At 68.4% G+C, this 23,729-nt stretch carries 20 protein-coding genes and 1 pseudogene; 10 read left to right on the forward strand and 11 right to left on the reverse strand.

Features of this window, described 5'->3' with window-relative positions; all coding sequences use genetic code 11:
- Nucleotides 1-291: 291 nt before the first annotated feature.
- Both ACGFU7_RS36330 and ACGFU7_RS36335 read left to right on the forward strand, forming a co-directional pair.
- A pseudogene (locus ACGFU7_RS36330) lies at nt 292-1,987 on the forward strand (MFS transporter); the annotation flags it as partial.
- A gap of 306 nt (nt 1,988-2,293) precedes the next feature.
- Entirely contained in the window at nt 2,294-2,602 is a 309-nt protein-coding gene (locus tag ACGFU7_RS36335; RefSeq protein ID WP_393701776.1) for a carboxypeptidase-like regulatory domain-containing protein, read from the forward strand.
- Between the two features lie 129 nt (nt 2,603-2,731).
- Here the strand turns inward: ACGFU7_RS36335 and ACGFU7_RS36340 are convergent, their stop codons facing one another.
- Nucleotides 2,732-3,679 (reverse strand): NAD(P)-dependent oxidoreductase, encoded by a 948-nt coding sequence (locus ACGFU7_RS36340; protein WP_393701748.1) that lies wholly within the window; start codon nt 3,677-3,679, stop codon nt 2,732-2,734.
- Between the two features lie 280 nt (nt 3,680-3,959).
- Complete coding sequence (locus tag ACGFU7_RS36345; RefSeq protein WP_393701750.1) at nt 3,960-4,727, reverse strand: SDR family NAD(P)-dependent oxidoreductase; 768 nt, start codon at nt 4,725-4,727, stop codon at nt 3,960-3,962.
- 904 nt (nt 4,728-5,631) lie between these two features.
- Between ACGFU7_RS36345 and ACGFU7_RS36350 the strand changes: the two genes are divergently transcribed.
- The gene (locus ACGFU7_RS36350; RefSeq protein WP_393701752.1) at nt 5,632-5,841 is read left to right on the forward strand and encodes a hypothetical protein; all 210 of its coding nucleotides are present in this window, start codon (nt 5,632-5,634) and stop codon (nt 5,839-5,841) included.
- Between the two features lie 107 nt (nt 5,842-5,948).
- Here ACGFU7_RS36350 and ACGFU7_RS36355 read toward each other — a convergent pair whose 3' ends face one another.
- Nucleotides 5,949-6,329: a DUF1330 domain-containing protein gene (locus tag ACGFU7_RS36355; protein ID WP_393701754.1), complete on the reverse strand. Its 381-nt coding sequence runs from the start codon at nt 6,327-6,329 to the stop codon at nt 5,949-5,951.
- A 91-nt stretch (nt 6,330-6,420) separates the two neighbouring features.
- Nucleotides 6,421-7,464 (reverse strand): NAD(P)-dependent alcohol dehydrogenase, encoded by a 1,044-nt coding sequence (locus ACGFU7_RS36360; RefSeq protein ID WP_393701756.1) that lies wholly within the window; start codon nt 7,462-7,464, stop codon nt 6,421-6,423.
- A 118-nt stretch (nt 7,465-7,582) separates the two neighbouring features.
- Here ACGFU7_RS36360 and ACGFU7_RS36365 point away from each other — a divergent pair, with 118 nt between their 5' ends.
- Nucleotides 7,583-8,506, forward strand: coding sequence for a helix-turn-helix domain-containing protein (locus tag ACGFU7_RS36365; protein ID WP_393701758.1), 924 nt, complete (start codon nt 7,583-7,585; stop codon nt 8,504-8,506).
- A gap of 534 nt (nt 8,507-9,040) precedes the next feature.
- On the opposite strand, the gene ACGFU7_RS36370 is transcribed toward ACGFU7_RS36365, so the two are convergent.
- Nucleotides 9,041-9,607, reverse strand: a complete 567-nt coding sequence (locus tag ACGFU7_RS36370) for an HD domain-containing protein (protein ID WP_393701759.1) — start codon at nt 9,605-9,607, stop codon at nt 9,041-9,043.
- A gap of 498 nt (nt 9,608-10,105) precedes the next feature.
- Between ACGFU7_RS36370 and ACGFU7_RS36375 the strand changes: the two genes are divergently transcribed.
- Both ACGFU7_RS36375 and ACGFU7_RS36380 read left to right on the forward strand, forming a co-directional pair.
- On the forward strand, nt 10,106-10,501 hold the full coding sequence (locus ACGFU7_RS36375; RefSeq protein ID WP_393701761.1) for a GNAT family N-acetyltransferase: 396 nt from the start codon (nt 10,106-10,108) through the stop codon (nt 10,499-10,501).
- Between the two features lie 44 nt (nt 10,502-10,545).
- Complete coding sequence (locus tag ACGFU7_RS36380) at nt 10,546-11,055, forward strand: DinB family protein (protein ID WP_393701778.1); 510 nt, start codon at nt 10,546-10,548, stop codon at nt 11,053-11,055.
- A gap of 334 nt (nt 11,056-11,389) precedes the next feature.
- On the opposite strand, the gene ACGFU7_RS36385 is transcribed toward ACGFU7_RS36380, so the two are convergent.
- Nucleotides 11,390-12,385: a pyridoxal-phosphate dependent enzyme gene (locus ACGFU7_RS36385; protein WP_393701762.1), complete on the reverse strand. Its 996-nt coding sequence runs from the start codon at nt 12,383-12,385 to the stop codon at nt 11,390-11,392.
- A 359-nt stretch (nt 12,386-12,744) separates the two neighbouring features.
- On the opposite strand from ACGFU7_RS36385, the gene ACGFU7_RS36390 reads away from it, so the two are divergent.
- Together ACGFU7_RS36390 and ACGFU7_RS36395 are read left to right on the forward strand one after the other, a co-directional pair.
- A complete protein-coding gene (locus ACGFU7_RS36390; RefSeq protein ID WP_393701780.1) occupies nt 12,745-13,470 on the forward strand; it encodes a VanZ family protein in 726 nt (241 codons plus the stop codon).
- A gap of 355 nt (nt 13,471-13,825) precedes the next feature.
- The gene (locus ACGFU7_RS36395) at nt 13,826-14,242 is read left to right on the forward strand and encodes a VOC family protein (protein WP_393701764.1); all 417 of its coding nucleotides are present in this window, start codon (nt 13,826-13,828) and stop codon (nt 14,240-14,242) included.
- Nucleotides 14,243-14,363: 121 nt separating this feature from the next.
- Here ACGFU7_RS36395 and ACGFU7_RS36400 read toward each other — a convergent pair whose 3' ends face one another.
- The 5 genes from ACGFU7_RS36400 to ACGFU7_RS36420 all read right to left on the reverse strand — a co-directional run bounded on the left by ACGFU7_RS36400 (nt 14,364) and on the right by ACGFU7_RS36420 (nt 21,916).
- The gene (locus ACGFU7_RS36400) at nt 14,364-17,393 is read right to left on the reverse strand and encodes an alpha-mannosidase (RefSeq protein WP_393701765.1); all 3,030 of its coding nucleotides are present in this window, start codon (nt 17,391-17,393) and stop codon (nt 14,364-14,366) included.
- A 75-nt stretch (nt 17,394-17,468) separates the two neighbouring features.
- Nucleotides 17,469-18,722: a glycosyl hydrolase gene (locus ACGFU7_RS36405; protein WP_393701767.1), complete on the reverse strand. Its 1,254-nt coding sequence runs from the start codon at nt 18,720-18,722 to the stop codon at nt 17,469-17,471.
- 50 nt (nt 18,723-18,772) lie between these two features.
- Complete coding sequence (locus tag ACGFU7_RS36410; protein ID WP_393701768.1) at nt 18,773-19,633, reverse strand: carbohydrate ABC transporter permease; 861 nt, start codon at nt 19,631-19,633, stop codon at nt 18,773-18,775.
- Nucleotides 19,630-20,499: a carbohydrate ABC transporter permease gene (locus tag ACGFU7_RS36415; RefSeq protein WP_393701782.1), complete on the reverse strand. Its 870-nt coding sequence runs from the start codon at nt 20,497-20,499 to the stop codon at nt 19,630-19,632. Before ACGFU7_RS36415 ends, ACGFU7_RS36410 begins: the two co-directional genes overlap by 4 nt.
- A gap of 121 nt (nt 20,500-20,620) precedes the next feature.
- Nucleotides 20,621-21,916: an ABC transporter substrate-binding protein gene (locus ACGFU7_RS36420; protein ID WP_393701770.1), complete on the reverse strand. Its 1,296-nt coding sequence runs from the start codon at nt 21,914-21,916 to the stop codon at nt 20,621-20,623.
- 414 nt (nt 21,917-22,330) lie between these two features.
- On the opposite strand from ACGFU7_RS36420, the gene ACGFU7_RS36425 reads away from it, so the two are divergent.
- Together ACGFU7_RS36425 and ACGFU7_RS36430 are read left to right on the forward strand one after the other, a co-directional pair.
- On the forward strand, nt 22,331-23,350 hold the full coding sequence (locus ACGFU7_RS36425; protein ID WP_393701772.1) for a LacI family DNA-binding transcriptional regulator: 1,020 nt from the start codon (nt 22,331-22,333) through the stop codon (nt 23,348-23,350).
- A gap of 74 nt (nt 23,351-23,424) precedes the next feature.
- Nucleotides 23,425-23,637 carry a DUF4287 domain-containing protein gene (locus ACGFU7_RS36430; protein ID WP_393701774.1) on the forward strand — a complete coding sequence of 71 codons (213 nt, stop codon included), beginning with the start codon at nt 23,425-23,427 and terminating at the stop codon, nt 23,635-23,637.
- The last annotated feature ends 92 nt before the right edge of the window (nt 23,638-23,729 follow it).

Below are 23,729 nucleotides of genomic sequence, written 5' to 3' on the forward strand. Positions count from 1 at the left end.
CGGTGCGCCGGCCGCGGGCGTGACCTACTCGGTGGGCCCGCTGATCGGGACGTCTGTGTCCTGACATGCCTGTCCCGTCCCGTGCAGCCACCGTCACCTCCTCGTCGAGATCGACGGCGTCAGCCCCTCGCAAATCCGCCAACCGTGACCGTGCACCGCACCCGCCTGAGCACGCTCGGGCCCACACCGACATCCGACTGCCCCGGGGCCGGCAGCAAGATCCGCGAAATCGGAGGAGAGTTGATTCGGGAATAGGAACTGATCCAGCCCTCCTCCTTCGAGGACGTGCCCATGACTGCGAGATCCGCCGCATCCCGTGCGGCGAGGGGTCGTGCCAGGGCACCCGCTGATACCGCCGGCCCGCACTACACGTGGGTCGTGCTGTCCAACACCACGCTGGGTGTTCTGATAGCCACGATCAACGCGTCGATCATGCTTATCGCGCTGCCGGACATATTCCGGGGAATCGGGATCGACCCCCTGCAGCCGGGGAACACGAGCCTGCTGCTGTGGTTGATCATGGGGTATCTGGTGGTCACCGCGGTGCTCGTGGTCAGCTTCGGCCGGATGGGCGACATATACGGCCGGGTCCGCATGTACAACGCGGGCTTCGCAGTTTTCACCGTGTTCTCTGTGCTGTTGTCGGTGACCTGGATGCAGGGCACGGCGGGCGCACTGTGGCTGATCTTCATGCGCGTGGGCCAGGGTGTCGGCGGCGCGATGCTGATGGCCAACTCCAATGCGATCATCACCGACGCGTTCCCGGCCGACAGGCGCGGCCTGGCGTTGGGACTGAACCAGGTAGCGGGCATCGCCGGCTCGTTCATAGGGCTGGTGCTCGGAGGGCTGCTCGCCCCGGTGGAGTGGCACATGGTGTTCCTGGTGTCGGTGCCGATCGGGGTGTTCGGCACGTTCTGGTCGTATCGGAAGCTGCACGACACCGGCATCCGACGGCCCGCCCGGCTGGACTGGTGGGGCAATCTGACCTTCGCCGTCGGGCTGATCGCTGTGCTGGCGGGCATCACCTACGGCATCCAGCCCCACCGCGGGCACACCATGGGCTGGACCAACCCGTGGGTGCTGTCCGCCCTGATCGGCGGCGTGATCGTGCTGGTGATCTTCGGAATCGTGGAGTCCAGGGTCGCCGAGCCGATGTTCCGGATGAGCTTGTTCCGCATCCGTGCGTTCACCGCCGGGAACCTCGCGAGCCTGCTGTCCGGGATGGGCCGCGGGGGGGCTGATGTTCATCCTGATCATCTGGCTGCAGGGCATCTGGCTGCCCCGGCACGGCTACAGCTTCACCCAGACCCCACTGTGGGCGGGCATCTACATGCTGCCGCTCACCGTCGGATTCCTCATCGCCGGGCCGGTCTCGGGCTGGCTGTCCGACCGCTTCGGGGCGCGGCCGTTCGCCACCGGCGGCATGATCGTCGCCGCAGGCAGCTTCGTGCTGCTGGCCCTCCTGCCGGTCGACTTCCACTACGGGGCCTTCGCCGCGATCCTCCTGCTCAACGGGATCGGGATGGGACTGTTCGCCTCTCCGAACCGAGCCGGGATCATGAACAGCCTGCCCGCGGACCAGCGCGGGGTCGGCGCCGGCATGAGCACCACCTTCCAGAACTCTGCGCTGGTGCTGTCGATAGGGGTGTTCTTCAGCCTGATAGTCCTCGGCCTGGCCAGCACGCTGCCGCACACCCTGTCCAGAGGCCTCGCCGCCCAGGGCGTCCCCGCCGCCGACGCGGACCGGCTGGCCGGCCTGCCGCCGGTCTCGGTGCTGTTCGCCTCGCTGCTGGGCTACAACCCGGTCCAGACGTTGCTCGGCCCGAATGTGCTGGATCACCTGCCGACAAGCCAAGCGGCCTACCTGACCGGCCGCGGCTTCTTCCCCGCCCTGATCTCCGGGCCGTTCGCGAAAGGCCTGGACGCCGCGTTCGTGTTCGCCATCGCCGCCTGCCTCGTCGCCGCTGTCGCATCCTGGCTGCGCGGCGGCAAATACGTGCACACCGACCAGCCGACCACCGTCGGAACCACGGACTATTCCTGCCCTGCACTCCCGGGCCCGGAGACGGCACACCGCGGCTCCGTGACACCGGACCGAGCGGCCGTCCCCGTCGGAACCCACTGCCCCGCCTCGGGCGTCACGCACTCCGTCCCACCGACGGTCGGCACCGACATCACTCGGGCCAGACCACCCGGACCGAGCGAAGACCGACCCCGCCCCAACGGGGACTCCCCCCTCGATGTATACACGCTGATCGTCACGGCACATGGCTACCGCCCGGCCACGTACACGATGACGACCGACGGCAACGACCAAGCCGCCGCCGCGGAAACCACCTCTGGGACGAACAGGCAGATCGCCGGCGTGGTCTGCGGGCCGAGCCCGGACCGCCCGCTGCCCGGGGCGGTCCTACGCGCCGTCGATGCAACGCACACAGTTGTGGCACGCACCACCACCGACCGCGACGGCCGGTTCCGGCTGACCGGCCTGCCCCGCCGCCTGTCCATGGTGACCAGGGCCCCAAGCCCGACGACACCGCCAGACGTCACTGGCCCGGTCGGCGCGACCTTGCATCTCACACTGGACGGCATGACGTCATGACCAGGCCAGACGAGGCGTTGGCCGCCACGAGTGGGCCCGCCGACTGCCGGACACCAGCAGGGTCATCGCCGTCACACAGCAACCGTCGGCCGGGGCCGACGGGTCGCACCGGTGGTGTCGGTCGGCAGGTCATGCCTGCGGTGACAGCCCGTCGTCCACGGGCACGTTCTGGGGTTTCAGCGTGATGCCGGAGTTCCTGGCCTGTTCGAGAATCAAGGCGGCGAAGTCCTCCTCGACGTGCCCCGCGCCGATGGCACCCGCGACGAGCTGAGCGGTGGCGGCGGCGAGCGGCATCGGGACGTCCAGCTCGCGGGCCGCGGACAATCCCAGGTCGAGGTCCTTGCGCAGCAGCGGCATGGTGAACGTCGGTGTGAAGTCCAGGTTGACCAGCGCGGGCGACTTGTAGCGGGTGTAGACCGAGCCCATCACGGAGTCGTTGAGGAATTCCAGGAAGGCGGCACGGCTGACACCGCCCTTCTCTGCGAGGACCGTGATCTCGGCGAGCGACTGGGTGACGACACCGAGAAAAACGTTGTGCGCGATCTTGACGAGACGGGCGACTTCGTCCTCGCCGACGTAGGCCACCCCACGCCCGAGGAGTGCCAGCAACGGCTCGACCTGGCGGAACACCTCGCGCGAGCCGGAGACCGCGACCGTCAGCTTCCCTGCGGCGATCACTTTCGGGTTCCCACTCACCGGGGCGGCCAGGAAGTCGGTCCCACGGTTGGCGGATTCGCTCCGGATCAGCGCGGACATCTGGGCTGACACGGTCGAGCTGTCGATCAGCACCCCAGGAGCGGTATCCGGCGCGGTCAGCACGCCGTCGGGGCCCGTGGTGACCGCCTCCAGGTCAGGCGAGGCGGAGACCATGGTGAAGACGACATCCCGGTCGGCCAGATCGGCCGGCCGGGCGACGATCGTCGCTCCCCGTTCGGCCAACGGTTCGGCCTTGGATCGGGTCCTGTTGTAGACGGCTACGTCCTGCCCCGCCTCCAGCAGCCGGGCGGCGAGTTGGAAGCCCATGCGGCCGACACCGATCCAGCCGATACGCGGGCGGTCCTGGGCGACATACGTCATTCCTCTACCTCAATCCTGGAAGACGGCTCGAGCGATGCGGCCCCGCGGCTCACCGGCCGGACGGCGGCATACAGCCGTCAGGCGACGGCCTCAGCATGCGCTTGCATGAGCACCCCCGCCCTGCCGGACACGACGGCCGAAAGCGTGTCGCCTGCCAACTACAGCGCTCGGCGCCTCGTTCATGTGCGGGTGAAGGCTGCTGTGGTGCGAAAAGGCACAGCAGGGCGCTGTGGGCCCCCAGCCACCTGATACTCCATCACGCGAACCTGCCCTTCCCGGGTCAGAACCAGCCGCCGTCGGCCTGGACGGTCCGGCCGGTGATGAACGAGGCATCGTCCGACACCAGGAACGAGACGACCGCGGCGATTTCGGAGGGCTGGGCCATCCGCCCGAGCGAACTGGCAGTGCGAATGAGGGTGTTGAAATCAGTGTCGACGTCGGGATGGACGTAGTGGGAAGCCGCGTGAGCGGACATGTCGGTGACGGTTCCCCCGGGCGCAATGGCATTGATGGTGATGCCGCGCCGACCGAGTTCGGGGCTGAGGTTGAGCGCGATGCATTCGACGGCTGCCTTACTCGACGCATAAAGAGCGTGGTAGAAGATCGCCTTGTGGGCACTCTGCGATGACGTCAGTACGATCCTCCCTCCTTCGCCCATATGCCGTACCACGTTCTGTACGGCGAAGAACTGGGCTCGTGTGTTGATGGCGTAGACACGGTCGAAGTCGGCGGGGGTGACGTCGTCCAGCTTGCCGAAGTACTCGATTCCGGCGTTGCTGGCCAGGATGTCCAGTCCACCAAGAGCTTCGGCGGCTTGATCGGCCAGCCGCCGGATCTGGTCCGGATCGCTGACATCCGCCTTGATCGCGACCACGCGGCGGCCGTCGGCGGTGATCTCGGCAGCGAGCGCTTCGGCCGCATCGCCGCTGCTCCGGTAGTTGATCGCCACGTCGGCTCCGTCAGCGGCGAGCCTGCGGGCCACAGCGGCACCGATCCCTCGTGCGCCACCGGTGACCAGGGCCTTCCTGCCTGTCAGCTTTCCGCTCATCGGTCTTCTCCCGTCCACGGGAATCCAGTGGTCATACCGAATGGGGGCAACATAGTGTGAGGGTGCCAGAACTCACGGCAGCAGATGACTTTCCTCATTACAGTGGGCGCGTCCTCGTTAACCCCTGGGCCGTCAGCATCGGAATCGCCCCGGCCTAGACACCGATGCCACTCGGAGCAAAGTCCGGCCCCGAGTGGTACACCCGCCGTTCCGGCCGGCTCGCCCCGCCTCCAACCAAGACAACTTGAGATCGTTCGAACCAGGGGCTACGGAATGACGCTGGAGATGCTCCCGGATCGAGCAGGCCGGGAAGTCGCCTTTGAACCCTTGCCGGATGAGGTCCTTGCAATTTGCTGCCCTGCCTGGGAGATGCCGCCGTTCATGGCAGGGCAGCACCAGTACCACCGCAATGAGGTCAAGCGTTTCCAGATCGGTGAAGCCGCAGCCCAAGACTCCGCAGCAACGCGGCAGTACGCGAACCTGCTGATGCATGCTGCCATGCACGATCAATGCCGGAGCGGCATCCAGCAACTGATCCAGTCCCTGGTGAAGACTCTCGGGCACCGCCCGGTTCAGGCAGCGATCGTCGACTGCTTGCGGACGGGTTCCGACGCTCAGAAGGCCGGTGCCACCATGGCCCGGTACTTCGCCCGGCCAGGGCTCCAGTACGCCTCCATGAAGGATCTCAGGCGTGGAGTGCCTACGCAGGAGAGCAGAGCAGCGCTGGAGGCACTGACCGATCTCCGCGACGACTACCACGTGGCCTGCCTCTCCGCGTTCCTGGCCTGCGAAGACCCGGAGACACGCCAGGGAAATACCCGACGGTCCGCTCAGTGCCGAGCAGATCCACTCCATCCAGCAACTGGCCCGCACCGCGGCACACGCCGTGCGAGATGGCCGCACCGTGCTCGTGCGCTGTCACTCCGGCTACAACCGCTCCGGGCCGGTCGTTGCGCAGTCCCTCGTCGAACTGGGCCAGGACGCTGTCACGGCGATCGCCCACATCCGCCAACAGCGGTCACCCCGGGCCCTCAACAACAAGACCTTCGAGCAATACCTCACCACAGGACTCGACGTCACCTACCTCCTGAGCGGCCTCGGCTCCCTCGCCTGAACCCTCCGCCCAGGTCTGCGTCTTCCTGGAGGGAGTTGAGCGGACTCAGCCGTCCTCCAGCCGGGAGCGTGGTGACGTACGAACACGCTACGGACCGGCGGCTCGGGTCACATCCGCCCTGCGGTACCGGCGAGTTGGGCCCTTGGGCCTACGCCTTCCGCATGGCCGCCGCCGTGCCCGACGCATCGTAGTCGGCCGGCACGCCCCCCCAGGAAGACCAGTTCGCCGGGGATGTGGCCGGCCCGCAGCGGCAGGATCTCCTGGTAGGCGGGGGACGCGTACCAGTCGTGGGCGTGCGCCAGGTCGGGGAACTCGACCACGACCAGGTCGCCGAGCCGCTCCCCCTCCACCCACTCGCCGGGCTTGCCGTGCGAGGGAAAGCACCCCCCGTACGGATCGAAGGTGCCCTGCACGCGTTCGATGTACTCCAGGACGTCGGCGTGCACCGGGAGCGTGGGACGCAGAACGGCTATGACGTAGGCGGTCATGGGCGAGCTCTCCTCGGGATCCGGTGGATACGGGTGATCCTGCCGGAGCCCGGGGAGGGCGTCGATTACCCGCTTGGTAAAGCCGCGCGGCTCAGATCGTCGCCGTGTCGATCACGAAGCGGTAGCGCACGTCCGAGGCGAGCACACGCTCGTACGCCTCGTTGATCCGGCTCGCCTCGATCAGCTCGATCTCGGCACCGAGGTCGTGCTCGGCGCAGAAGTCGAGCATCTCCTGGGTCTCGGCGATGCCGCCGATCATCGAACCGGCCAGGGTCTTGTTGCCGCCGATCAAGGAGAACAAGTTCAGGGCGACGGGCTCCTCAGGGGCGCCGACGTTCACCAGGGCGCCGCCCGTCTTCAGCAGGCTCAGGTACGCGCCGAAGTCCAGGGGCGCCGACACCGTGGAGAGGATGATGTCGAAGGTGCCGGCCAGGTTCTCGAAGGTGGCCGGGTCGCTGGTGGCGTAGTAGTGCTCGGCGCCCAGCTTCAGGCCGTCGTCCTTCTTGCGCAGCGACTGGGAGAGGACCGTGACCTCGGCGCCGAGGGCGTGCGCGATCTTGACGGCCATGTGGCCGAGGCCGCCCAGGCCGACCACGGCGACCTTCTTCCCGGGGGCCGCGCCCCAGTGCTTGAGCGGGGAGTATGTGGTGATGCCGGCGCAGAGCAGTGGCGCGGCCACGTCCAGAGACAGCCCGTCCGGGATGCGGACAGTGAAGTTCTCGTCGACGACGACCTTCTGTGAGTAGCCGCCGTAGGTGGGCTCGCCGTCGCGGCCGATGGCGTTGTACGTGCCGACGTTCCCGCGCACGCAGTGCTGCTCCTGCCCGGCCTTGCAGTTCTCGCACTCGCGGCAGGAGTCGACCATGCAGCCGACGCCGGCCCGGTCACCGACCTTGAACTTCGTCACGCCGGAGCCGACCTCGGCGACGACGCCGGCGATCTCGTGGCCGGGCACCATCGGGAAGATGGCCTCGCCCCAGCCCTCGCGGGCCTGGTGGATGTCGGAGTGGCAGATGCCGGCGAACTTGATGTCGATCAGGACGTCGAACTCGCCGACCGTGCGGCGCTCGATGGTGGTGCGCTCCAGCGGGGCCTTGGCGCTGGGGGCGGCGTATGCAGCAACAGTCGTGGTCATGTTCTCCAGAGTGCCTCCTCACAGCCTGTTCACCCAGGTCACCGCTTTGCGTACGTCCAGTGGTCCTACTACTGACGGGGTCAGGCTCCTGGTCGTACGACAGGGAATACTTGGGGTCATGGACGACACCCCCGCCACGGACGACGGACAGGCAGCCCTCCCCGACGGCCTCGACCGCCGGGCCGAGCTCAGCGAATTCCTGCGCACCCGGCGGGCTCGGCTCAAGCCGGAAGACGTGGGAATCCCCTCGCACGGGCGGCACAGGCGGGTGCCGGGTCTTCGGCGCGAGGAGCTGGCACAGCTGGCCGGGGTCTCGGTGGCGTACTACACACGCCTGGAGCAGGGCAACGGGCGCAATGTGTCGGCGGAGGTGCTCGACTCGATCTCGCGCGCCCTGCGCCTGACCGACGCCGAGCATGCGCACCTCACCCGCCTCGCCAAGCCGAAGCAGCAGCGCAGGAAGTACCAGGCGCCCAAGCGGCAGCAGGTGCGGGTGGCGCTGCAGCAGCTGCTCGAGTCGATGGAGGGCGTGCCCGCGTACATCGGCGGGGCGCGCTCGGAGATCCTCGCCTGGAACCGAATGGCGGCGGCGCTGTTCGGCGACTGGGGCAAGCTGCCGCCCGCGGAGCGCAACTGGGCGCGGCTGACCTTCCTCTCCCCCGACTACCGCGAGCTGTTCCTGGACTGGGACTCCAAGGCGTCCGACATGGTCAGCTATCTGCGGCTGTACGCGGGCCAGCACCCGGAGGACCCGGACCTGTCGGCGCTCGTGGGTGAACTCTCCGTCAAGAGCGAGGAGTTCAGGCGGCTGTGGGCCACGCACGACGTGAAGGAGAAGGGTCACGGCGTGAAGCGGATGCGCCATCCGCTGGTCGGCGACCTCACCCTTGCGTACGAGACGATGCATCTCCCGGACGACCACGAACAGTTCCTGTGCGTGTACCACGCGGAGCCCGGCTCCGCGTCGGCGGAAGCCCTGCGCCTCCTCGCGAGCTGGGGCACGGACGCGGTCCGGGCGGGCAGCCAGACACCACGCCCCTGAGGCCCCGCGGTGACGACAGGGGCTGCCCGTAACCACCATCCAAGGAGACGTCACCGCCCTCTGGCTCCTGCTGGACACGAGCAGAGCTCCGGTCGCCCTGGACTCGGACGAGTGAGGACGAGGCGGGGTGGGGGGAAGTCGCCTCAGCGCTGAACCAAGAGCTGAGGCAGCGGGGTCTTCCGCCGTATGAGTCCGTACCCGAGGAGGTCGACTTCGTTCGCGGTTCGGGGCAGGCCTTCGAGGAGAAGTTGATCCCCTCAATGGACGGGTTCGGCGCGCTGTGTCAGGCACACCTGTCACGCGAGGAAGTAGAGACTGTCTGCGGCTGGACGGTGCTGGAGCCGTTGTCGCACGACGAGGAGATCTGGTTGCCCATTGACTCCAGCTGTACGGAGTCTTCGGCCGTGGTCGCCGGCGCCCCTCGGGTGCTGGTGTGGGGGCACGATCCCCCGCTGCGTTCCGCGGGCCCCTCCAGTCGTCGCCAGGCGTAGCTCCCGGACACAGCCCCCGGCGAGTGGGCTCGGGAACCAAGCCCTACGCGGCCCCGGCTCGCGCCGCTGCCGCAGCCACACGCTCCACCACGGGCCGCCAGCGGTCCAGATCCGGCACACGCAGGCCCACGACTTTACCCGCGTCGTCGGCGCGGCGCAGCGAGACCGCCGCCGTGAAGTCGGGGTCTGTCTCGAAGGCGGCGGCTTCCGCTGACGTCATGAAGCCGCCCTGACAGCCGAGGGTGCGGGCGCTCTCCGGGGACAGCGCGAGGTGCGCGTCGGTGGCGGCCAGGTAGCGCTTGGCGGGGATGTGGAGGGCGACCAGGCGGGCGACCCGGGCGCCGAGGAGGCCGGCGACGGCCGCCGCGGCGTGCTCGCCGTGGCCGGCCTCGTCGCCGGGCAGCAGGTGGTGGCCGATGTCGTGGACGAGCCCGGCGACCTGCAGCTCCTCGTCGTCGGGGTGGCGCTCGGCGAGGACCGCCGCAACCTGCAGGCCATGGTCGAGGATGTCCACCGGGTCGCCTGAGCGGTCTGGGGTGTCCCAGACGTCCTCGCAGTCGGCCAGCAGTGCCATGAACTCGTCCACGGCCGACGGCCGATCTCCATTCATGCCCGCACGCTGCCGAAGTCGCCCGTACGGCGGGTGTACGCGCGACGTACTCCACGGGGCCGGGCAGCCAAGAAAGCCCGAAGTATCACCGCTGCTCCTGGCTGCGTGGCCGCGCGGCGCCTCCCAGCGTCAGGCCTCGAAGACCTCACCGCCGACGACAAGGTCACGCGCGGCGACATCAGCTCGACAGCGCTACTCATTGATCGCAGGTCGGCCTGCTGCGGCTCTTGGCCTCAACTTGGCTGAACCCCTTGATGGGGGTTCCTCCCGAACTGCTGTAGAAACGCTGCTCCTCGTTGCATTAGCCACCGATTCCGCAGGTGCGGGGAGCAGTTGTCGCCCTCGACGCGCGCGAACACCCGGTCGGGACCATCCCCGCAGGTGTGGGGAGCAGACTCCGCAGTCCAGCAGTGATGTTTCGTTGATGCGGTCGCGGAGGGCTCTGCGGGTGCGGGAGACCACATCCTCCAGACCGGGTGCGGACACTAAGATCCGGGCGTGACGATCAAGTACGAGTGGCGGGGCGACTTCGACAATGCGTCCCTCAACGCACTGCATGCCGACGGCTTCGGCCCCCCGGCCGGTCGGACCGACTGGCGAGCACGACTTGAACGCCACAGCCTCGGCTGGGTCTGCGCGTGGGAAGACGGCTCTCTGATCGGCTTCGTCAACGTTGTCTGGGACGGCGGAGCTCACGCCTTCATCCTGGACACGGTGGTCGCCCGGCATCGCCGGTCGAGAGGGGTTGGCGCCGCGCTCGTCGCAGCTGCGGCCAAGGAAGCCCGTGCCGCGAAGTGCGAGTGGCTTCACGTCGACTTCGAGGAACATCTGCGTTCGTTCTATTTCGATGCCTGTGGCTTCAGGCAGACGCCAGCCGGGCTGATCGCCCTCTAACGCCATGGCCCAAGCTCTCGACCTGGTGCACACAACCCCACTCAATCCCAGTCGTCACGGAGCATGTCTCAACCACAGAAGGGGACAGTCCGGAGGGCGAGCTGGCGACGCTGCAGGACGTCCTGACGGACTACCGCCTGACCTTGCGGATGAAGTGCGACGGCCTGGATGCGGAGCAACTGGCCCGTCGGTCGGTTCCGCCGTCGACGATGTCGCTGCTCGGTCTGGTTCGGCACCTCGCCGAGGTGGAACGGGACTGGCGCAACTGGATCAGCGACGGTGACCCGCTGCCGAAGCTCTACGGCGAGAAGGACGCGGACTTCCACGGAGCGGTCGCCGAGCAGGCCGTGGTCGACGCGGCGTTCTCCGATCTGGAGCGCGAGCAGGCCGCGACCGACGTCGCGCTGGCCGAGCACCCGGACCCGGGCGAGCGCGTGGGGAAGGACAAGATCGCAGTTCGCGAGCTGATGGTGCACAGGATCGACGAGTACGCCCGTCACTGCGGGCACACCGACCTGTTGCGCGAGTGCATCGACGGAAGGGTGGGCCAGTAACGAGGGCCGGGATTTTCTCCCGCCCCCACCAAACACGTCACCTCGAAGTGAAGGCCTCAGAGGTGACTGGTCCGTGCTCGCCGCATTGACCCGGGCCGGCAGCTGTCCGACCCGCGCTTGAACTGAGGAGAAGGAGACCTGGCCACGGGTAGCAGCATCGCGGCGGAGCGCAAAGCCCGGATCCTCTTCGAGGACGAGGCCGGGCAGTCACTGTCTCTGCCGCGCGGCAGGACCTGGGGACGTCGGGACTGCACGCCGGTCGTGCGAGTGGGCGGCCCGAGCCGGCCGCTGGCGGCCGGGCCGCAACACTTGGCCGCACCGTATGGGTGACCGCCTACGGAGCCGGCAGCGTCAGCGCCGCCTCCAGTTTCGCGAGCGTTGCCGCGTGTCCGAAGAGACCGGGCATACCGCCCGAGTGCAGGAAGACCGTGCGCTGCCCGGGTACCACGTCGCCGTCCTCGACCGCCGCGACCAGGCCGGCCATCGCGCGTGCGGTGTAGATCGGGTCGAGCACGATGCCTTCGGTGTGCGCGGTCAGGGTGAGGGCGGCCAAGGCCCCTGCGGCCAATGTGCCGTATCCGTCACCGACCTGATCGAGCCGCAGCCTCAACGTCTCCGGCTTGCAGTCTGTGCCGGACAAGCCGGAGGCCAGCTCGGACACGGTCCGGGCAGGATCGGTGACGGCACCGCAGTGGATGCCGAGCACGCGCGCGGAACCGAGCGGATCGAGGAGGCCGGCCATGGTTCCACCGGAGCCGACCGCGACGACGACGGTCGCCAGGTCGGGTGCCTGGACGAGGAGTTCACGCCCGCACTCGGCGTAACCACGCGCGCCGAGCACGCTGGAACCACCGAAGGGGATCAACGCCGGGACAGCGCCGCGCCCCCGCAGTTGCTCTGCCACCTGCTCGGCAGCGGAGCCGAGCGCCTCGTCGTCGACATCGCCTGCCCACACGACCCTGGCGCCGAAGAGACCGTCGAGTGCGAGGTTGCCGGATGTCGACGATCCGGGCGTGCCGGCCAGCACGAGGACGACGTCGAGCCCCAGCCGGGCGCCGGCAGCGGCGGTCAGACGCGCGTGATTGCTTTGTGGCGCACCGGAGGTCACGAGGGCCGTGGCGCCGGCGGCGAGCGCTGCACCGCATGTCCACTCGAGTTTGCGTACCTTGTTTCCGCCGCCGCCCAGGCCGGTGAGGTCGTCACGTTTGACCCACAGGTCACCCTCGCCGAGACCAATGGCCCGGGCCAGCCGTGGCATGGCCTCGAGAGGGGTCGGCCAGGTTCCGAGCACTGCTCGCTGCGAGGTACAGCTGTCCGAAGTCATCGCCATCACTCTTCACCTGCGCTGCTGTCGTGTGTGTCCGCGGATCATGCTGTCACGGATGCAGCGCTGGACGCGTTCGACGTCGCAGACAATGGCTACGACGCATGCAGCAGCACGACATCCGGCAGACCGTGGCCAGGGGCCGAACGGTCGTCGTGCCCATCCTGCTCGGAATCATCCTGCCGATTGCTGGAATTGCTGTGGCGCTCGTCGCTGATGGCGACCGTCGTACTCGACTTCCTGGCGACGCTGGGGGTGTCGGCGCTCGTCTTCGCGAGTTCGTCGCGCCACAGGCGGCCTCACAGTGGCCGGCGAACGCATCATGGCCGGTGTGTGAAAAGGGAGTTCGGGGGCACGTGTCCGCCATGACAGTCGAGGCGGATCGAGGTAGGCGGCATAAGGCCTGGGGCCGAATCCTGCTGCACGGCCTGGCGCTGGCCGCAACCTTCGCGGCCCTTGTCGCATTCTCCGTCGTCCTGGCGAAAGTCACGCTCACGCCGTCGTCGGCGTCCGAGGGGCTCGTCAGGCCGAACATGCACCCGGGGCGGTCACTACGACAGTACGCCGAGGACTACACCTTCCTCGCCGCGTGCAAGCAGGTGGGCGGAAATGTTCTGCTCGGTGTGCCGTTCGGCGTTCTGCTGCCGATTCTGGTGCCGCGCAGACGGCGGATGGTCCGGATGTTCTTCCTGACCGTGCTGGTCATGGTGCTCGTCGAACTCATGCAGGGCACCCTGGTCGCCGGGCGTGCCTTCGACATCGACGACGTGATTCTCAATTCGGCCGGAGCGCTGCTGGGCTATCTCGCATTCGGCCGTAGGCTCAGCCACCGCTTTCACACACTTGTCGAGGGCGGCAACGAGCCCCGGGCCAAGGCTCCGAGGACCAGGCCTGTGTCGAAGCCCGCAGCCAGAGGCAGGGGCCGCAGGGGCGTGAGCTCCGAACCCGGGCCCGGAGCTCAGTCCGCCGGGCATCGGGGGCCGGCGGCCGGAGCCGGTCGGGCGCTGCTGGGGCGGCTTGGCAGCGGTCTGCGGGGAACCGCCGGATCCTTCCGAGGCGGGGCGGGAGCGTCGGGTAGGCGTTCTCCCTGAGTTCTCGGAACGGGGCCCGGCCATCGGTCCGTCCGATGGCCGGGCTTCGTCGCCTTCTCGATTCCGTGTCAGCGCACTCAGAACCGGAACAGCGCCGGCACGGGGCAGGGACGGCGCCGTGACCGGCCCGGGGAACACGTCGAGACGTCGATGCTCGTCCCGCACCTGCTCCAGTGCAGTTCGTGCACGTCGGTCCGCTGCGGCTCCGGCACGTTCTCGTCGAACCGTCCTGGGCATCAATGCGCGGTGCATGCCGAAGGCCCCGTCGGCTTGGTTCTCGACGACGCAATCCCGTCCCCCGTAAGCACTGGCCGTCGCCCGTGTGTTCTGAGCGTCGGCGGGTACCCGAAACAACATGACCGTTGCAAAGACAAGTGTCCTCGTTCTGGACTGCGCGGAGCCCGAAACCCTGGCGGAGTTCTACGCGTCACTGCTCGATGCGGAAATCCAGGTGGTGAGCGATCCTGATCTTGTGGAACTCGTCGGCCACAACGGCGTACACCTGGCAATCCGCCGGGACCACGGCTACGCCCCTCCCAGCTGGCCACGGCCGGATGATGCCCAGCAGGCACATCTTCGGATCCTCGTCGCGCACGGTGATTTGGACGAGGCGGAACGAGAAGCCGTGAGCCTCGGGGCAATGCCGATGGATGCCAAGGCCGGCGGTGGACTGCGCGGCGTACGCATTTACGCCGACCCCGCCGGGCACTCCTTCTCCCTCGCGGTGCCCTCACAGAACGAACCGGCGGGCCGAGGAGAGGAAGCACCATGAAGCTGCCGGGAAGGCCGGACGTGGCCGGCCGGCCCGCGGCGCACTCATGCGAAAGCTCATGCTTTCCGCCGCAGTCCGGCCATCCTTCAGCGGCTGAGCAGCGACGCGTCAGCCGCACACATCAGCTGCGCCCGAACCGCAGCGTGATCAGCTCGAACGGGCGCAGCGTCAGGTGTACACCGTCGCCCGCCCGCTCCGGTACCGTCGCCCCGGCCAGCGGCCGCTCCAGCAGGTCGGTCGCCACGAGGTCACCGAGCTCGAATCCCGCACCGAGCCGGACCTTGGCGCGGCCGCCCGTCGACTCGTAGAGCCGTACGACCACATCGCCGCTCGCGTCGTCGGCCAGCTTCACCGCGCTGACGACGACCGCGTCGTTGTCTACGGTCACCAGTGGCGCCACCGCGCGGTCGCCGGCCACCCGGCGCTCCGGCAGGTTGATCCGGAAGCCCTCGCGGACGGCGTCGCCGATCGTCGCGCCGGGCACGAGCGCATGGCGGAAGCGGTGCAGGCCCTGGTCGGTCTCGGGGTCGGGGAAACGCGGGGCACGCAGCAGGGACACCCGGACGGTGGTGGTAGTCCCGGCGTCGGAGTCGCGGACGGTCCGGGTCACGCCGTGGCCGTACGTCGAGTCGTTGACGAGCGCGACGCCCCAGCCCGGCTCCTCCACGTGGACGAAGCGGTGGTTGCATGCCTCGAACTTGGCTGCCTCCCAGCTGGTGTTGGTGTGGGTGGCCCGGTAGAAGTGGCCGAACTGTGTCTCGGAGGCGTACCGCTCGGCGTGGATGTCCAGCGGGAAGGCGGCCTTGAGGAACTTCTCCGTCTCGTGCCAGTCGACCTCGGTGTCGATGTCGAGCCTCTTGGCACCCGGGGACAGTGTCAGCAGCTGGGTGACCTTCGAATCGCCGAAGTTGCGGACGATGCGTACGCCGACCGACCCGTCGTCCTTGACGGGGGTGAGCTCGTCCAGGTCCGTCAGGTCGGTGACGGTGTTGCGGTAGAACGCGTCGACGTCCCACGCGTCCCACATGTTCGGGAAGTCGGGGTGGATCTGCAGCAGGTTGGCCGCCTGGCCGGGCGCCACGGTCTCGCGCTCGGCACCGATGTCGAATGCGGACACCACCAGGCCGCGGCCGTCGATCTCGACCCGCAGCAGGCCGTTGTCCAGTACGTGGCCCCCGGCCTCGCGCGGTGCGAGCTGTCCGCCGCTGCCTGCGGTGACGGCGGCGGCGCCACCGGCCGGGACGCCTCCGCGGGTGTGCGGTGCGGAGTTGAACAGGAGCGTCCCTTCCGCCGCGGTGTCGCCGGCCAGGGCATGCTGCGCCGCGTCCACTATGCCGTTCAGTTCCTCGGCGACGGCCGCGTAGGTCTTCTCGGCCTCTCGGTGCACCCAGGCGATCGAGGAGCCGGGCAGGATGTCATGGAACTGGTGCAGCAGGACTGTCTTCCAGATCCGGTCCAACTTCCCGTACGGGTAGGGGAACCCGGTCCGCACGGCGGCGGTGGCGGCCCACATCTCGGCCTCGCGCAGCAGGTGCTCGCTGCGGCGGTTGCCCTGCTTGGTCTTCGCCTGGCTGGTGAGGGTGGCGCGGTGCAGCTCCAGGTAGAGCTCGCCGACCCACACGGGCGCATTCGGGTACTCCGCCTCCGCCTTGGTGAAGAAGTCGGTGGGGGTCTCCCACTTCACGGTCGCCGATCCTTCGAGGCTGCGCATCCTGGCCGCCTTGGCGATCATCTCGCGGGTGGTGCCACCGCCGCCGTCCCCCCAGCCGGACGGCGCGAGGGAGTGCTGGGCGACGCCCTTGTCCTTGAAGTTCTTCGCCGCGTGGGCGACCTCGCTGCCCTTCATCGAGCAGTTGTAGGTGTCGACGGGCGGGAAGTGGGTGAAGATCCGGGTGCCGTCGATGCCTTCCCACTGGAAGGTGTGGTGGGGGAACTTGTTGGTCTGACTCCACGAGATCTTCTGCGTGAGCAGCCACTTGGAGCCCGCCGCCTTGATGATCTGCGGCAGGCCTGCGGCGAATCCGAATGTGTCGGGCAGCCACGCCTCGTCGTTCTCGATGCCGAACTCGTCGAGGAAGAACCGTTTTCCGTGCACGAACTGACGGGCCATCGCCTCGGAGCCCGGCATATTCGTGTCGGACTCGACCCACATGCCGCCGGACGGCACGAACCGTCCGTCCGCCACGGCCTTCTTGACCTTGGCGTAGACCTCGGGACGGTGTTCCTTGATCCAGGCGAACTGCTGGGCCTGCGACATCGCGAAGACGAAGTCGGGCTCGTCCTCCAGAAGAGCGGTCATGTTGGACGTCGTGCGGGCGACCTTGCGTACCGTCTCGCGCAGCGGCCACAGCCAGGCGGAGTCGATATGTGCGTGGCCGACGGCGCTGATGCGGTGTGCGGACGGCTCGGCGGGGGTCGCGAGGACATCGGCGAGCTCGGCGCGGGCTGCGGCCGCGGTGCCGTTCACGTCCTGCAGATCGAGCGCGTCGAGGGCGCGGCCGATCGCTCGCAGGAGGTCCCAGCGGCGGGCGCCGTCGACGGGAAGTTCCTGCATCAGCTCGCCCAGCACCTCCAGGTCCTGGACGAGGTTCCACACATTCTCGTCGAAGAGCGCGAGGTCCATCCGGGCGAGGGTGTACTGCGGTTCGCTGCCCGAGGTCTCCTTGTCGCCGAGCCGCGTCGGCAGGAAGGGGTGGTAATCGAGGATGACCGGGTTGGAGGCGGCCTCGATGTGCAGCAGCACTTCCTCGCCGCCTGCGACGGGGGCTCCGACACGCACCCACTGATTGCGCGGGTTGAGGCCCTTCACCGGGGTGCCGTCGGGGCGGTAGACAAGGCCCTCGCACTGGAAGCCGGGCATGTTCTCGTCGAAGCCGAGGTCGAGGAGCGCCTCGACGGTGCGGCCCGCCCAGGCCTGCGGGACGGTCCCGGAGACCCGGAACCAGCTGGTGCCCCAGGGTGCGCCCCACCGGTCACCGACCGCGATCGGCACGGCCGGGCCGGCGAGGCCCTCGGCAACCGGTACGGGCTCGCCCGGCGCGATCCAGACGTTGACGTCCAGCGGTACGGATTCCGGGTATACGGCGGGCCTGATGCGCTCGTCGAGGACGCGCTTGAGACGGGCTTCGACCAGGCTGCGGTCGTCATGCATGAGGGTGCTCCGTGGTGAGGTGGGGGTGGGTGGGCCGGATACCGTGTGCGCGGGGCGGGGCGCACACGGGCGGGGTCAGTGGACCTGGTCCGGGGTGAGGACGTCGGTGATGCCGCGCGCGGCCAGGTGTTCCTTGTTCCCGGCCTGGCTCGCGAGGACGGCCGCGGGCCGGACCCCGTCCGCGGTGAGCCGGGCGAACGCCTCGAAGAACGCGCCGCCGGGGGCACACGTCGAGCGGCGGGGTGCGGTCTCGTCGTCGCCGGCGTCGACCAGCAGGGCCGTGGTGCGGGGAGCCGGCCGGGCAGTCGCCCCCCGCCGCTCCTCGACGATCCGGGCGATGGCCTCCCCGGCCGGTTTCACCTGCCGGTCGTTGGTCAACAGACCCAGTCCGTATTCGAGTTCGGGGAAGTCCGCCAAGGAGCGGGACACGTCGTGGGAGCACCACCAGGTGACGCCCCACACGTCCTCGCAGTCCAGCGCGTTCGCAACGGTCGCCTCGGTGAACGCGGCGGCGTGCTCGGCGGGGATGAGCGGCGAGGGGGCACCGACCTCCTGCAGCCAGACCGGCCGGTGCGGGTCGACCGCCCACGCCTTGGACAGTTCGATCAGGTAGGCGGCGTGGTGTTCGGTGGCGGTACCGGTGCGGCCGTGCCGTTGGGCGGTGCCGTTGAAGACCCAGGAGTGCACGGCGGTGACGGCGCCGATCCGGGCGGCATGGGCGGGGGTGAACGCGTGGTCGTCCTGGTACCAGGCGGCGTCGTACTCGGCATGCAGATGCAGCTTGCCGGGCGCCCCCTCCTCGCAGGCGTCGATCAGGGTACGCAGCCAACTGCCCGCCTGTGCGGGGGTGATGGGGTCCGGGTCGGGGTGCGGAGGGCCCGAGAACTGGTTGATCTCGTTGCCCAGGGTCATCCCGATGAAATTCGGGTGGTCGGCGAGGGCGGCGGCGAGCGTACGCAGGTACGCGGCCTGGGCCGCCACCACGTCCGGGTCGGTGAAGATGTTCCGCCGGTGCCAGGTCTGCGTCCACGCGGGCAGGAAGTCGAAGCTCGACAGGTGGCCCTGCAGTCCGTCCACGTTGACATCGAGGCCGCGCTCGGCGGCGGCGTCGACGAGTTGCACGAGCTGCTCGACGGCGCGCGGCCGGATCAGGGTGCGGTTGGGCTGGAAGAGCGGCCAGAGCGGGAAGACCCGGATGTGGTCGAGGCCGAGTACGGCGATCGAGTCCAGGTCGGCGCGGACCGCGTCGAGGTCGAAGTCCAGCCAGTGGTGGAACCAGCCCTGGCTGGGCGTGTAGTTGACGCCGAAGCGCAGCGGGGAGTGAGGCATACGGTATGGGTGTCCTGGTTCTTGTGATACGGGGTGGCGGCGGCTCCGGGTCAGCCCTTGACGGCGCCTTCGCCGACGCCACGGAAGAAGAAGCGCTGCAGGCAGGCGAAGAGCGCGATGAGCGGGAGCACGGCAATGATCGTGCCCGCCGCGACGAGCCGTTCGTCATTGGCGAACGTGCCGTGCAGATAGTTCAGTCCGATGGTCAGGGTGAAGTTTCCCGGGTCGCTGAGCACGATCAGCGGCCACAGGAAGTCGTCCCACGCGCCCATGAAGGCGAAGATCGCGACGACGGCGAGGGTGCCTCTGACCGAAGGCAGGGCGATCCAGAAGAACCGCTGCCAGACGTTGGCTCCGTCGACGAACGCCGCTTCCTCCACCTCGTGCGGGAGGTTGAGGAAGGCGTTGCGCATCAGCAGGACGTTCATCGCGGCGACGGAGCCCGGCAGCAGCACACCGATCAGGGTGTTGTTCAGACCGAGCTCACGCATGGTGGTGAACTGGGCGATGATGATGCCCTCTACGGGGACGAGCATGGCGAGGATGAACGCCAGCGTCGCGGCCCCGCGCCCCCGGTACCGCATCCTGGCCAGCGCGTAGCCGGCCAGTGCGGAACCGACACAGTTGGTCACCACATTGGCGGTGGCCACCTTGAGGGAGTTCAGCGCGTAGTCCCAGACCGGGATGGTGTCGGCGACCCGTGTGTAGTTGTCCAGCGTCGGGTGGCTGGGAAGGAAGCTCGGCGGCGAACTGAAGATGTCCTCGCCGGGCCCCTTGAGCGAGGTCGAGAGCTGCCACAGGAACGGTCCGACGGTCAGCGCGAGTACGGCGAGCAGCAGGACGTAACGGAGCAGGAGCTGCCAGGCCGGGATGCGGCGTCCCTCGGCGTCGGTGATGTTCAGGATGCTCACGCGTCCTCCTTGCGGTCGGCGCGGAGCACCAGGAGCATCAGGGCGACCGTCACGACGAAGATGACGACGGAGATGGCCGAGGCATAACCGACCCGCCCGGTCAGTCCGGTACCCACGCGCTGGACGAGCATCACCAGGGTGGTGTCCTCGCCGGCCGGGCCGCCGGAGGGTCCGGCCATCAGATAGACCTCGGAGAACACCTTGAAGGCGGCGACCGAGGCCAGCGCCCCGACGAGGACCATGGTGGAGCGCACGGCGGGGACGGTCACGGTGAAGAAGCGACGGACGGCTCCGGCACCGTCCACGGACGCCGCTTCGTGGAGTTCCCGGGGGACGTTGGCCAGCGCGGCCAGATAGATGATCATGTAGTAGCCGAGACCCTTCCAGACCGTGACCGTCATCGCGCTGAACAACAGCAGCCACTGGTCGCTGAGGAAGCCGACCTTTCCGATCCCCACGGCCTCCAGCACCGCGTTGATCAGCCCCCGGTCGTCCAGCATCCACACCCAGATCAGACCGACGACGACGATGGAGGCGACGACGGGGGTGTAGAACGCGGAGCGGAAGAAAGCCATGCCGGGAATGTGCCGCTGGACGAGCATCGCCAGCAGCAGCGGCAGAATGACGAGGGCCGGGACGACACCGAGAACATACAGCGTGCTGTTCCGCAGCCCGGTCCAGAACATGTCGTCATGAATCAGCTCCCGGAAGTTCGCCAGGCCGACGAACTTCCCGGGCATCAGCGTCCGGCGGTCCGTGAAGGCGTTGACCAGCGTGCTGAAGAACGGGAACAGGCTGAAGGTGCCGACGACGAGCAGTCCGGGGGCCGCGAACAGCCAGGGACTGAAGGGAAGATGACGGCTGATCCGGTGACCGGACCGGCGGGTGCCGGAGCGTGTGCCCGGGGCAGCCGGTTCCGCTGCGGCGGTGTCCCTGCGCGGCGGGGAAACGGTGGGCGATGGCACGGTGGGCGTCTTCACGAGGGACTCAGCTCTGCCGCAGGAGCCGGTCGCAAGCCTTGACAGCGTTGTCAAGAGCTTCCTTGGGGCTCTGCTTTCCCTGAAGCGCCTTCGCGATCTGATTGCGCAGCTCGGTCTTCATCTGGTCGCTGAAGAGGACCGGCGTGTAATTGACCGCTGTCTTCAAGGACTTGGCGGCGGCGACCCGCACGCGCGTCACATCGGTGCCGTCCTCCTCGGTGAAGTACGGGTCGTCGAGGGATCCGGTGGTGCTCGGGAAGATGGCGACCTGCTTCGCGAACTCCATCTGGCGGGTCGCGTCGGTCACGAAGTGCGCAAAGGCCACGGCTGCGGGCTTCTGCTTCGTCTGCGCGTTCACCATCACGCCCATGACGTACATGTTGGCCTTGCCGGTGCTGCTGATCTGGTCGGTGATCCCGATGTTCTTGTAGAGACTCGGCGCCTGCTTCTTGAAGTTCTGCAGATCCAGCGCGCTACCGGGATTCATCGCCACGGAGCCGGTGAGGAACTTGTGGCCGGACGACTCGGGGGTCGCTGTCAGGGCCTGCGGATCGAGCGCCTTGGCGTCGTACAACTCCTTGTAGCGCGTGAGCAGTTCGATGCCCTTGGCATCGTTGAAGGCGAAGCCCGTACCGTCCTTGTTCATCAGCTGTCCGCCGTACCGGCCGAAGTCCTCGATGGTGGGCACGTTGGCCAGGGTGGCGACCTCGCCCTCGCTCTGCCCGGCCAGCTTCAGACCGGATTCGAAGAGTTCGTCGTACGTGGTCGGCGGCTTCTCCGGGTCGAGTCCGGCCTCCTTGAAGAGGCTCTTGTTGTAGAAGAGCGGGCCGGTGTTGAGGTACCAGGGGAAGGCGTACGTCCCCTTCATGCCCGGTATCCGATGGCTCTGCCAGGCGCCGGGGAGGTACTCCTTGCGGTACTTCGACGCCGCCTTGTCGAGGTCCAGCGCGATCCCCGCCTTGGCCAGCGGTGCGACCAGGTCGGGCGAGACATTGACGACGTCCGGCAGGGTGCCACCGGCCGCGTCGACGCTGATCTTGTCCGCGTAGCCCTCGGCGGGCCGGTCGACCCACTTGACCTCGGCGCCCGGGTACTTCTTTTCGAAGTCCGCGATCAGCCCGGTGAAGTACGGCTTGAAGTTGGCCTGAAGGTTCCAGGTCTGGAAGGTGATCCTGCCCTGGACCTTGCCTTCGACCCTGCCGGATCCGTCGGACGAGTCACCTGTTCCACCGCCACAAGCGCTCAGCGGGAGGATGGTGGCGAGAACGGCGGCAGCAGCGACTGCTCTGCGGGAGATACGCACGGTGAACGGCTCCTTTGCTCGGACCAGGCGTGCGGACGGGGCGCGCCGGGTCCGTGGTGGACTCACCGGCTGCGTACGCCCAGCAGACCTTCCAATGCACGTGACGCAAAGTCAATACATTCGCTGAAGTTAATCCTAACTTTCGCCATACATGCAGGTCAGGGCAATTTTAAGCAGGCATTGACGACGATTGACTAATGCGCTTTAGGCCCACATGGCTCAAGCGCATTAGTGAAGGATGGACCTCGTTCGCCCCATGCCGCCGGAAGGCTTACGATGCCCCGGGGCGGAGCGAACACCACGCCCCTCGAGGACCACGGGGAACACAGGGAGAGGGCAGACCGGGTGACACCGAAGGGGCCGCCGGGCCGGGAGACTCCGCCGACCAGGCGCACACCTGCGCGACGGCCGACCATGAAGGACATCGCCCAGCGCGCCGGGGTGTCGGAGAGCGCCGTGTCCTTCGCTCTCAACGATCGCCCCGGCGTCTCGGAGGTCACCCGGGACCGCATCCGGCGCGTCGCCGAACAGCTCGGCTGGCGGCCGAGCACCGCCGCCCGCGCGCTGTCGGGCGAGGGGGCGGCCACCGTGGGCCTGGTCGTGGCCCGCCCTGCGGCGAGTCTGGGCGTGGACTCGTTTTTCCTGCAGCTGATCTCCGGCATTCAGGAGGTGCTGGCCGAGCGCCAACTCGGCCTGCTCTTCCAGGTGGTGGAGGACGTAACCGCCGAGTGCGCCGTCTACCGGCGGTGGTGGGCGGAGCACCGGGTCGACGGCGTGCTGGTCGTCGACCCGCGGACGGACGACCCGCGTGCCGAGCTGCTGGACGAGCTCGGGCTGCCCGGAGTCGTGATCGGTGCACTCCCCGGCAGCGACACCGGATCGCACCCCGGCCTCTCCCAGGTGCGCGCGGACGATGCGGGTGCCATGGCGGCGGTCGTGGGTCGGCTGCACGAGCTGGGGCACCGGCGCATCGTCCACATCGCGGGCCTGCCCACGCTCGCCCACACCGACCGGCGCATCCGTTCCCTGCGCATCGAGGCCGACCGGCGCGGGCTGGCCGAGGCCCACTCGGTGACCACGGACTACTCCGATACGGAGGGGGCGGCCGTCACCCGCCGGGTACTGGCACAGTCCGTCCCGCCGACCGCGATCATCTACGACAACGACGTGATGGCCGCGGCCGGGACCGCCGTCATCGCGGGGCTCGGCATCTCGGTCCCCCGCGATGTGTCGGTCGTGTCGTGGGAGGACTCCGCGCTGTGCAGACTGACGGCCCCGTGGCTGACCGCGCTGTCCCGGGACACCGTCGCGTTCGGGCGGATCGCCGCACGGGAGCTGACCGCGCTGCTCGACGGCGGCGCGGCCCGCACCGTACAGGTGCCGCTGCCCGGGCTGATCGAACGCGGAAGTACGGCTCCGGCACACGGCAGTTGACGGGACGGCACCCCGTCCGGCAGCGTCCTTCTCGGCAGCCGGCAACGGTCGGTGCACCGTGGCAGACTACGGTCATGACTGAAGCCGCGAAGGGCCCTGCCAGCTACTTTCCGTCGATCGAGAAGACGTACGGTCGGCCGATCCCGGAGTGGAAGGACCTCATCCGGTCCTCGCCCCTGACCAAGCACATGGAGCTGGTGTCCTGGCTCAAGACCGAGCACGGCCTCGGCCACGGCCACGCCAACGCCCTCGTCGCGCACACCCTCTCGGAGGACAAGGGCAATTAGGGCGCGTATCGGGTTGTGATCAATCTGCCGGATTCGGCTTCGTGGCGGGGTCTGATCAGGTAAATCTTCATGCGTGACGCGAGTGCAACTGA

This window comes from Streptomyces sp. NPDC048473 (genome assembly GCF_043200155.1).
In the GTDB taxonomy this organism is placed as follows: Bacteria; Actinomycetota; Actinomycetes; order Streptomycetales; family Streptomycetaceae; genus Streptomyces.